Source organism: Stenotrophomonas sp. GD03654, from assembly GCF_029845105.1.
In the GTDB taxonomy this organism is placed as follows: Bacteria; Pseudomonadota; Gammaproteobacteria; order Xanthomonadales; family Xanthomonadaceae; genus Stenotrophomonas; species Stenotrophomonas africana.
On sequence record NZ_JAOCLC010000108.1, the window covers coordinates 1 to 9,963 of the forward strand.

Below are 9,963 nucleotides of genomic sequence, written 5' to 3' on the forward strand. Positions count from 1 at the left end.
ACAGAGCGGGCAGGCGCGATGTATCGGCTGGCTGGGCAGCCAGGCACGCCAGCTCGTGATGGATCGCGTCCTACGGCGGAGTTTCGGCAGCAGCACCGAGAGCTGGAACGCATAGGTTTCCAATGCATCTGGAATCTGATCATCAAGGCTGTCCAGTAGCCAAGGCACCCAGCCGGCGAAACTCATGCAACGCAGCCGGTCCGGCTCGATGCCGCTCCGCTGGGAGAGCATCGCCAGCAGCGCCAGTGGTGGCGCGGTGTCCAGGTCATCAACCTGGCCGTGACCAAGATCGTGCTCCAGCAGCTCGGACACCTCCATGTGATAGCAAAGGGCCACGCGGTTGAGCCACGAAGACAAGGCTTCGCCTTCCCTGGGAGCCGGATGCAGTGGCCAGTGTGGCGCTGGCTTCACATCAGTTCCCGCTCGAATTGCCGCCGCCGCTCGCTGGGACCGGTGTAATCGGCCATGCTGAGCGTGCGATGGTTGATCGCTTCCTCACCGCTCTCCACGGCAGCGACGGCCGCCGCCATCAACAGGTGCGCCAGCTCGCCGATGGTGCCCTCGCTGCGCGTGAGCAGGTAGCGGGCCATATCCAGCGTGGCAATCGACGAGGGTCGCCGCAGCGGGAGCGAAGCCGCGAAGCTGGCCAGCAGTGAGCAGCAATCGTCGTTGGCCTCCCACACCGGCAGCATCATCGGCTCGAAGCGGTTTTCCAACTGGTCGTCCGAGCGGATCGCCAAGTAGGCATCGCGTGTGCCGACCCCGACCAGCGGGATGCGCAGCTCGTTGCCGAGGAAACGCAGCAGGTTGAGGAATTCCCGGCGGTTGACGCTGTTGCCGGCCAGGACGTTGTGCAATTCGTCGATCACCAGCATGCGCACGCCGACCTTGCGTAGCAGTGCCAGCGCCAATTGCTCCATTTCCGGCAGCCGTGGGCGCGGGCGCAATGGCGCGCCCATCGCGGCAAGTAGCGCGACGTAGAAGCGGATTACCGACGGTTCGGATGGCATCTGCACGACCAGTACCGGAATGTGCTCCTGGTCGGCGTCGGAGCTGGCCGGGTGGGTGCGGCGGAATTTCTCGACGATCATCGACTTGCCGTTGTTGGTTGGACCGACCAACAGCAGGTTGGGCATGCGTTGTTTGTTCGGCCACGCATACAGGGCTTCCAGCCGATTCAGCGCCTCGACTGCTCGCGGATAGCCGATCCAGCGGTCAGCGCGAAGGCGATGGATGCGTTCGTCCGCCGGAAGACGGGCCAAGCCCTGGGCCACCGGCATCAGGTGGGACAAGTCGATGATGGGATATTCTTCCACGGCTACCACTCCTCAATCTGGTCGAACGGTTTGGCAGGTGGCTGGTTGTCTGCCTGCGGGTCAGCCATGTCCGCGTCCGGTGGTGGCGTGGTTTTGAAAAGAACTGCCGTTGCCTTGAGATGCTGGCGTCGATCCGCGTCGCGCCGCGCCTTGCGCGTAGCTTTCTGCGCGGTGGACACGATTTCGCGCATCTGGCCGATCATGCGAAACAGCGCCGACTCATCCACCTGTTCGCGCCCTTGCTGCCGCAATTTCGCCAGCGCCTGTCGTTGTTCCCAGAGGGTGACAGCCGGGTGCGACAAGGTGCGGTATGGAATTTCCAGATAGTGCTGCCCCTCCGGCTCCAGCACCCAAATGCGGCTGATGTCGCGCGGGTCGCGCCGGATCAGGAACGCAGGCAAGCGGTCGCGCCGAGCTATCCACGGCTTGAGCGCATCGGCGTAGTAATGGATGTGGTCGATGACGAAGCCGGTGCGGGTCAGCGTGCGGCGGATGATGGGCAGAAAATCGACCAGAAAAGCCGTGGTGCGAGTGATGACGGTTGGCACGCCGGTTGTCGTTTTCAGAAGACGGCTGCACTGAACGTCAGAAGCCGACTGCACTATAGCAGCGGAGGGGTTGGATCCATCAGGCAACGACGGGCTGCTGCCGGCCAAAAGCGGTCTCTGGTCCCCCGTGTCCGGTCTTGACGACGAGGCACCGTAGTAGTTTAGAACCGGAGGGTTTCGCCATCCTCGGGAATCAGCACCCGTTGCTCAATTTTATGGTCTTGCACAAACTCACGCAGGGCCTTGCGGGTGAGTGACATGTGGTTCACCGCATCCATGTGCACGGCCACGATGGCCGCATGGGGCGCTGCCTTGGTGGCCTGGAGTGTGTCCTGCTTGCCCATGATGATGGGATGCTCCTCAAAGCCACTCACGAGCGCGCTCCCTGTGTTGAGGATCACCACGTCGGGCTTGTGCAGCTTCAGTGCCTGATCCACTTCCGGACGCCACACCGTGTCCCCCGCCACGTAGACCGTCTTTGCCTGCGGCGCCGCAAACACGACCCCCATGACCGGGCCCATGAACGCCGCACGCGCGGGGTCGGCAAACCACAAATCCGTGCCGTGCTGACCGCCGGTCCTGCTCAGCTTCACACCCTTGAAGGTGGTGGAGCCGGTGAGCACGCGGACGTCCTGGAAGCCTTGGCTGCGAATGAGCTTGGCATCCGCTTCGTTCTGCGTGAAGACCGGCAGGCTCTTGGGGATCGCCTTTTGAGCGGCCTCATCCCAATGGTCTGTATGGGTGTGGGTCACGACCACTGCTTCCACGCTGTCCAGCACATCCTTCACTGAAAAGGGCAGCGCGACCAAGGGGTTTCTCAGTTCGCTGCGGTAAGTGCCCGGGAAGCCGGGGAACGCCCCTTGGTCCGACAGCATCGGGTCGACCAGGAAGGTCGTGCCAGCAAAGTCGATCTTCACCGTGGCGTTACGGATCTGCTGCACTTTGACCGAGGTGCCGGTGACGGTTGCCGGTGCAGACCAGGCGGTTGCCGCAAAGGCGCCCAGCGACAGCGAGACCAGCAGGGGAGTGAAAGCTTTCATCGAGAACATGGGGGACACCCGCGTTGAGTTGAAGAGGCCTCCATGGTCGTGTCTCTCGCCCCTTTGTAGAATTGACCCAAGCGTCAATATTCGAAAGAATTGGGCCACTTCACCCAGGAGCTTCATGTCAAAGCGACTTCCCCTCGTGGCCCTCGTGAGCTACCCGCACTTCAGCCCGTTTCACTTTGGCGTGCCGTTCTTGATCTTCAGTGCGCAGTTGCCCGAGCAGGCGCTGTTCGATCTGAAGATCGTCACGCCAGGCGGCACCGCGCTGGCGGCCGAGCGGGCCTTGTTCGTCCAACCCGATGGCGGGCTGGAGTTGCTGGCCAAGGCTGACATCGTCGTGATCCCCGGTTGGCATGATCTGGCCGAGCGTCCTGAGCCCGAGCTGATAGCCGCCTTGCGCCAGGCCCGCCAGCGGGGTGCCCATGTGGTGGGGCTGTGCTACGGCGCGTATGTCCTCGCCTATGCGGGCTTGCTGGATGGCAAACGCGCATCCACACACTGGATGGCGGAGCAGGATTTCAAGCTGCGCTTTCCGCAAGTGCAACTGGACATGAATGCGCTGTATGTCGATGACGATGGCCTGATCACATCGGCGGGAACAGGGGCGGGCCTGGACTGCTGCCTCTACATCGTGCGCAAGTTCTACGGCCAGAAAACGGCCAACAAAGTCGCCCGGATGATGGTGGTGCCGCCTCACCGCGAAGGAGGACAGGCTCAGTTCATTGAACAGCCGCTTGCCCCTTCCACGCAAGATGCCAGGATCAATCAGTTGCTGGACCATTTGCGCCAGCACCTGAACCAGGTCCACTCGGTCGATGCGCTGGCCCAACGCGCCGCCATGAGCCGGCGCACGTTCACGCGCCACTTCAGCAAGGCGACCGGCATGTCGTTGGGAGACTGGCTCATCAACGAACGCCTGCAGCGGACCCGAGAGCTGCTGGAAAGCACCACCTTGCCGGTGGAAGCCATCTCTGACCTGGTCGGATTTCAGAACCCGACCTCGCTGCGTCAGCACTTCAAGCGCAGAAACCAGGTCAGTCCCAGTGAATGGCGAAGAACCTTTGGGCGCGCGTGAGCTTTGTCTGCTCCGGGCGGGACAGCGTCATCCAGCTACCTGCGCCACTGACTCAGCCTTGTCCAGCCGGCCGCGCCGCACGAACAGACTGACCAGCCGTTGACGGATCGCCACCTGGAGTTCCGCCAGTTGTTCCGGCGTGATGCGAATTTCACCCGCTCGACGAGCGCAACACCGGCGCCGCCTACGCCAAGAACCGGCGAATCGAACTCAAACTCACGAACCGCTGAGCGCCGCGTCACCGCGCTGCTGCGCCAGCCAGTCGCGCGGGGCGCAGCCCATGCGCACGCGGAAGGCGCGCGCCAGAGCGTTCGGGCTGCCGTAGCCGACGCGGTCGGCCACCACCGCCACCGGCCGCCCCTGCTTGAGCAGGGTGCAACTGACGTTCATCCGCCAGTCGGCCAGATAGTCGCCCGGCGTGACGCCCACCGCGTCCTTGAACGCGGCGGCGAAGCGCGCGCGTGACATGCCCGCCTTCGCCGCCAGCGCCTCGAGCGACCACGCGGTCTGCGGCGCATCGTGCATGGCGGTTATGGCGCGCGCGAGTTTCGGGTCGGCCAGGCCCGCCAGCAGTCCGGTGGCGCCAAGCCGCCCATCCATCAGATAACGCAGCAACTGGATCAGTAGCAACTCGCACAAGCGGTCGATGGCGGCCTGCCGACCGCACTGGTCGCGCTCGGCTTCGGCAAACAGCAACTCTAGCGTCGGCCCGAGGCCGGGCAAGTCCGCCAACGGAATCAGCAGCATCGACGGCAAGGCCATGGCCAACGGATTGCCCGTCGAAGCGCCCAGGTCGACCTCCGCACACAACTGCTCAGCGGTATCGCCGGGGGCGGCGACAAAACGATGCGACGCCACGCGCGGATAAAACAGCAGGCTCGGCTCGGTAACCAGCAGATCTTCATGCACGGGCGAACGCGCCGTAATCGGGCCGCGCCGCACCAGATGGATATAGCCATGCGGCGCCGCGTAATGATGCTGCCCACAGAAGGCGCCGCTGTGAAAAACGCGCGCCGAAAGCGAGTAGTGCCGGAGCAAGCCGGTCAGTCGATCCGCCATTCCACTCTCCATATAAGACGATAGGTTACGTATTTGATACTTTACGTGCCATATCGTACCAAACAAAGGGCGATCATGCCCACGTGCTCTTGCACCTCACCCACTACGGAGATAGACATGACCCAAATCGCCCCCCTGACCATCGACACCGCTGACGCCGCTACCGCTGCCACACTCAAGGCCGTCAAAGCCAAGCTTGGCATGGTGCCGAACCTGTTCGCCACGCTGGCCCACGCGCCGGCGGCGCTCAATGGCTACCTCGGCTTGTCCGAAACGCTGGGCACCGGCCGCCTGAATGCCTCCCAGCGCGAGATCGTTGGGCTCGCTGCCGCTCAAGCCAATCGCTGCCAGTATTGCCTGAGCGCACACACCCTGATCGGCAAAGGTGCCGGACTGTCGGCAGAGGCCATCGCCGCGGCCCGCACCGGCCAGGCGGCCAACGCACTTGACGATGCAATCGCCGGCTTTGCCCGCGCGCTGGTCGAGCAACGCGGCGTGGTGTCGGCCGACGCCATGGCCAACTACCGCCGCGCGGGGCTCGACGACGGCCTGATACTGGAAGTGATCGCCAACGTCGCGCTGAACACGCTCACCAACTACACCAACCACATCGCCGACCCCACGGTGGATTTCCCCGTGGTCGCCGTCTGATCTCCATAGGCATATAAGGAGAACACGATGAAAATCGCACTCACCGGCGCTCTGCTCGCCAGCGCCCTCGTCCTGCCACTGGCCGTCACGGCCGGCGACTAAAGGCCTCGGCCGAGCACTACCGCAAGACCGGCAAGTTCTTGGACGGCGCCACGCTGGTGAAAGAGATCCGCAAGCTCGAAACCAGCGCCATGACCACTGGCAACCCTGTGGTCTGGGGTTCCGATGCGGCCGTGTGGTTCGTGATGGTCAAGGACGCCAAAGGCCGTTTCGCCAGCAACCCCTTGTGGGGCGACGGCTGGGGCTGGGCGCTGTTCAAGGCCGACGCCCCCGCCAAGAATGTCGCCGTCAGCTACGAAGCCGACTGCATGGGCTGCCATGTGCCGGCGGCCAAGACCGACCGCGTATTCATCCAGGGCTATCCGACACTGACCCAGCACTGACTTGCTGCCGGGTTACGCTTCGCGCAGGATGGCACCTCCGTCCTGCGCGAGCCACCCTTTCCGGAAGCGCGCCATGCCGACACTCGACGCCTTTCTGACCGACGTCCGCGCCTGCACGCGCTGCGCACCGCATCTGCCACACGGCGTGCAGCCGGTCTTCCAGTTTCACCCGAGTGCGCCCATCCTCATCGCCGGCCAAGCACCGGGGGCCCGGGTCCATGCCTCAGGCGTGCCCTTCGACGACGCCAGCGGCGCGCGTCTGCGCGCCTGGCTGGGCGTGGACCGCGACACCTTCTACGACCCTACCCGCATCGCCATTCTGCCCATGGGCTTCTGTTATCCGGGCACCGGCAAAAGCGGTGACCTGCCGCTACGCCCGGAGTGCGCCCCCCGCCTGGCGCGAAGCCTTCATGCAGCGTTTCGAGCGCCTGTCGCTGGTCATCGTGCTGGGCAGCTACGCCATGGACTACCACCTCGGTACTGGCAAGACGCCGCTCACCCGGGTGGTCGAAGCCTGGCGCGAGCACTGGCCGCAAGCGTTCCCCCTGCCTCACCCTAGCCCGCGCAACAATCGCTGGCTGGTGCGCAACCCCTGGTTCCAACAAGACGTGCTGCCCGCGCTGCAAGCACGCGTCCAGGCAGTCCTCACCGCCAACCCCAAGGAAACCCCATGACCGACGACACCGCCGCCATTACCGAGCTGCTGCACAAGTACTACGACACCCTGGCCTGGGCGAACGGAGACAGGCACCGGCTTTGGAGCGATGAACGACGGCTTCAGGTGCGGTAGCTGACGCCTGGGACCTCAATCACCGTATGACCGGGTCGAAAGCGGTCCTTTCTCTGACAACATCGCCCTAGCCCGCACTCAACCCCCACAACACATCCAGCACATGTTGCGTAGGCCGCTCGACGTCCCCACCACGGTGGGCAATACCAAGTTGACGCCACAATAAGGGCTGTAATGGCCGCATGACGATCCTGGTATCGGGCAATGGCGTGGAGGCTTCATGCGGCAACAACGTCGCACCATAACCGGCCGCCACTAGGCTTTTGATCGCATCGTTGTAGTTCAGTTGAATACGCGGCGTGGGCTGCCGTCCATCACTGGCGAACCACTCCGAGGTCAAGCGCGAAAGCCGAGTAGTTTTGTCATTCAGAATTAATGGCTGGGCGGCCAGCCAACCGGGGGTCACAACATCCGGGCATTCCCAGCGAGCCGGCAAGAAGGCCATGACCGGGTCCCGCCGCCATGGCTCGATCCGCAATTCCTTCACCGGGGTCTGTGGCAGCGCGACCAGACCGATCTCCAAAGAGCCCTCGGCAAGCTTCTTCAAAGTTTCCTGCGACGTGAGCACCGCGACCTGCACATCGATAGCGGGATGGCGTTGGCCCAACGTCTCCAAAGCTTGCGGCATCAACTGTGCGATGGCCCCTGTGGAGGCACCCAGCCGCACACGCCCGGCCAAGCCCTGCACCTGACGCTCCACGTCCTCAAGCGCCTGCTCCGCATCCGCCAACAGGCGCCGCGCGCGCTCCACCAGCGTTTCTCCAATCGCCGAAGGCTGAATGCGCCCACGTGTGCGCGACAACAGCTTTCCGCCAACCCGCGACTCCAGGTCGGCAATATGCAAACTGACCGTGGGTGGCGCGAGGTGCAGCACACGGGCCGCCTCGGCAAACGAACCCAGGTCGGCAATGGCCACCAACGTGCGCAGACGGTCCAGGCTGATTTCGCGCATGAGTCACTCCTTGTTCAGAAAAGCTGAATTTCATCGTTTAGAAATTCAACTTTTCCTATCTTAGCCCCTCACTGAAGATTGGAACTCCTGATTTCCTATGTCCGAGAGCATTCCATGGCAAGTCCTCTTATATTCATCGACGGCGACCACTCCTCGATCTGATCGAACGGTTTGGCCGGCGGCAGGTTGTCTGCCTGCGGGTCAGCCATGTCCACATCCGGCGGTATGGGCTTGGCCGGTGGCTCCGACGTCTTGAGGTGCTGGCGGCGATCAGCGTCGCGCCGCGCCTTGCGCGTGGCCTTCTGGGCGGTGGTCACGATCTCGCGCATCTGCCCGATCATGCGGAACAGCGCCGACTCGTCCACCTGCTCGCGCCCGAGCTGACGCAATTTGGCCAGCGCCTGGCGTTGTTCCCAGAGGGTGACGGCCGGATGGGACAAGGTGCGGTAGTGGATCTCCAGATAGTGCTGACCTTCCGGTTCCAGTACCCAGATGCGGCTGATGTCGCGCGGATCGCGCCGGATCAGGAAGGCGGGCAAGCGCTCGCGCCGGGCAATCCACGGCTTGAGGGCGTCGGCGTAGTAGTGGATGTGGTCGATGACAAAGCCGGTGCGGGTCAGGGTGCGGCGGATCACCGGCAGGAAATCGACCAAAAACGCGGTGGGGCGGGTAACGACGGCCGGGACGCCAACGCGCTCCACGGCCTCGGCCCAGCGCGCGGCCGGCGGCTGGAGCAGGCCGTTGTGCACGGAGCCGTGATAGGTGCCTACCGCCAACGCGAGCCAGCGCTCCAGCTCGCGCAGCGTCAGGGTGGCCATCTTCTCGGAATCGTACTCGCCGCGCTGGCCGGGATTGGAGAAGGTCGTCCCCGGTAATTCGTCGTGGATCATCTGCATCGCCGTGCCGATGATCCGTTCCACGATGCCGCCGTAGTGCGGCTGGCCTGGTGGGCGATAGTCCAGCCGGATGCCATGCTGTTCGCAGCCACGGCGCAGCGCTTCGCTTTTGAACTCGGCCGCGTTGTCCAGATAGAGCAGCCTGGGCTTGCCGCTCATCGGCCAGTCCATTTCCACATTCAGCCCTTCCAGCCAGGGCCGCTTGTCGCAGGCGGCATGCGCGAGGCATAGGCCGACCGAGACGGCGGACGGCGCTTCCAGCGTGACCACCATGCCGAGTACGCAGCGCGTGAACACGTCGATGGCGAGGGTCAAATATGGGCGGCCAATCGGTTGCCGGTCGCGCTCGTCGACCACGATCAGGTCGATGACGGTGTGGTCGATCTGCACCTGTTCCAGCGGCATGGTGACTTCTGGCGGAATGCCACCCGCGCCTTGCAAGGGACGGGCAGCGTCCTGCCCGCCCCGGCTGCGGGCTATTTTCGCCGGGTGTAGTCCGGCAATCCGCTGGGCCACGGTGTTGCGCGCCGGCACCGGCAGCTTCTGGGTTTTGCACGCCTGCGCGACTTCGCGGTGGAACGCCGCCAGGCTGCGTTTCTGCTTGGTCAGGAAGCGCTTTTGCAGCAGCTCGCGGATGATGCGCTCGACCGGTTCCGGCAAGCGCCCCTTGCCTTTGCCGCCGCCGGATCGGCCGGGCGTCAGGTCTGTTACCAGGCCAGTACCCTGCCGGGCGCGACGGATCAGGACATATACCTGTCGCCGGGACAGGCCCAGCGCTTGGGCTGCCTCATCGGCGGCTTCATGCCCGACCACCTCAAGCGCTGCCAGTGGCCCGATGATTTCCGTCCGGTGCCGGGCTTGCGCCCATGCCTCGTCGGGCAGGGTGGCCACGCCTTGCGCGGCAATCGGTGGAGTGTCTGATGTCATGCCCAAACCTCGCTTTGGTGCACACGAGTATTGAGCATAGTCGAGATTGGTGCAGACGACTCCTGATATTGGGCTGTCAGGAGCCGTATGCACACCAGGCGTTACATCCAGTCAGATGGTGCGGTCGTCTTCTGAAAACGACACCGGTCCGCGCGATAGCTTCGGCCCAGCGCGCTGCCGGCGGCTGGAGCAGGCCGTTGTGCACGGAGCCGTGGTAGGTGCCGACCGCCAATGTGAGCCAGCGCTCCAGCTCACGCAGC

Annotated in this window: 12 protein-coding genes and 1 pseudogene; 5 read left to right on the top strand and 8 right to left on the bottom strand. The window is 64.1% G+C overall.

Annotation, left to right across the window (positions count from 1 at the left end):
- The 4 genes and pseudogenes from N5J73_RS23055 to N5J73_RS23070 all read right to left on the bottom strand — a co-directional run.
- A partial coding sequence (locus N5J73_RS23055) for a TniQ family protein (RefSeq protein WP_279941357.1) occupies positions 1–411 on the bottom strand: 411 nt, incomplete at its 3' end.
- On the bottom strand, positions 408–1,316 hold the full coding sequence (locus tag N5J73_RS23060; protein WP_000393453.1) for a TniB family NTP-binding protein: 909 nt from the start codon (positions 1,314–1,316) through the stop codon (positions 408–410). The genes N5J73_RS23055 and N5J73_RS23060, both read right to left, overlap by 4 nt.
- Before the next feature lie 2 nt (positions 1,317–1,318).
- Positions 1,319–1,867: pseudogene (locus tag N5J73_RS23065) on the bottom strand (Mu transposase C-terminal domain-containing protein); the annotation flags it as partial.
- A 158-nt stretch (positions 1,868–2,025) separates the two neighbouring features.
- Entirely contained in the window at positions 2,026–2,913 is an 888-nt protein-coding gene (locus tag N5J73_RS23070; protein WP_232776335.1) for an MBL fold metallo-hydrolase, read from the bottom strand.
- A gap of 115 nt (positions 2,914–3,028) precedes the next feature.
- Between N5J73_RS23070 and N5J73_RS23075 the strand changes: the two genes are divergently transcribed.
- Positions 3,029–3,985: a helix-turn-helix domain-containing protein gene (locus N5J73_RS23075; protein ID WP_034367474.1), complete on the top strand. Its 957-nt coding sequence runs from the start codon at positions 3,029–3,031 to the stop codon at positions 3,983–3,985.
- Positions 3,986–4,201: 216 nt separating this feature from the next.
- Here N5J73_RS23075 and N5J73_RS23080 read toward each other — a convergent pair whose 3' ends face one another.
- Positions 4,202–5,044: an AraC family transcriptional regulator gene (locus tag N5J73_RS23080; RefSeq protein ID WP_104963100.1), complete on the bottom strand. Its 843-nt coding sequence runs from the start codon at positions 5,042–5,044 to the stop codon at positions 4,202–4,204.
- Between the two features lie 117 nt (positions 5,045–5,161).
- On the opposite strand from N5J73_RS23080, the gene N5J73_RS23085 reads away from it, so the two are divergent.
- The 4 genes from N5J73_RS23085 to N5J73_RS23100 all read left to right on the top strand — a co-directional run bounded on the left by N5J73_RS23085 (position 5,162) and on the right by N5J73_RS23100 (position 6,812).
- Complete coding sequence (locus N5J73_RS23085) at positions 5,162–5,695, top strand: carboxymuconolactone decarboxylase family protein (RefSeq protein WP_164162615.1); 534 nt, start codon at positions 5,162–5,164, stop codon at positions 5,693–5,695.
- 158 nt (positions 5,696–5,853) lie between these two features.
- Positions 5,854–6,138 carry a cytochrome P460 family protein gene (locus N5J73_RS23090; protein WP_229006821.1) on the top strand — a complete coding sequence of 95 codons (285 nt, stop codon included), beginning with the start codon at positions 5,854–5,856 and terminating at the stop codon, positions 6,136–6,138.
- Positions 6,139–6,211: 73 nt separating this feature from the next.
- Positions 6,212–6,697, top strand: a complete 486-nt coding sequence (locus N5J73_RS23095; RefSeq protein ID WP_020309195.1) for a uracil-DNA glycosylase family protein — start codon at positions 6,212–6,214, stop codon at positions 6,695–6,697.
- Positions 6,600–6,812: a hypothetical protein gene (locus tag N5J73_RS23100; protein WP_223866296.1), complete on the top strand. Its 213-nt coding sequence runs from the start codon at positions 6,600–6,602 to the stop codon at positions 6,810–6,812. Before N5J73_RS23095 ends, N5J73_RS23100 begins: the two co-directional genes overlap by 98 nt.
- A 183-nt stretch (positions 6,813–6,995) precedes the next feature.
- Here N5J73_RS23100 and N5J73_RS23105 read toward each other — a convergent pair whose 3' ends face one another.
- The 3 genes from N5J73_RS23105 to N5J73_RS23115 all read right to left on the bottom strand — a co-directional run.
- Positions 6,996–7,880 carry a LysR family transcriptional regulator gene (locus N5J73_RS23105; protein WP_003465017.1) on the bottom strand — a complete coding sequence of 295 codons (885 nt, stop codon included), beginning with the start codon at positions 7,878–7,880 and terminating at the stop codon, positions 6,996–6,998.
- 95 nt (positions 7,881–7,975) lie between these two features.
- On the bottom strand, positions 7,976–9,703 hold the full coding sequence (locus N5J73_RS23110; protein WP_003830779.1) for a DDE-type integrase/transposase/recombinase: 1,728 nt from the start codon (positions 9,701–9,703) through the stop codon (positions 7,976–7,978).
- Between the two features lie 76 nt (positions 9,704–9,779).
- Positions 9,780–9,963: hypothetical protein (locus N5J73_RS23115; RefSeq protein WP_279941358.1), on the bottom strand; the 184-nt coding region annotated here is incomplete at its 5' end.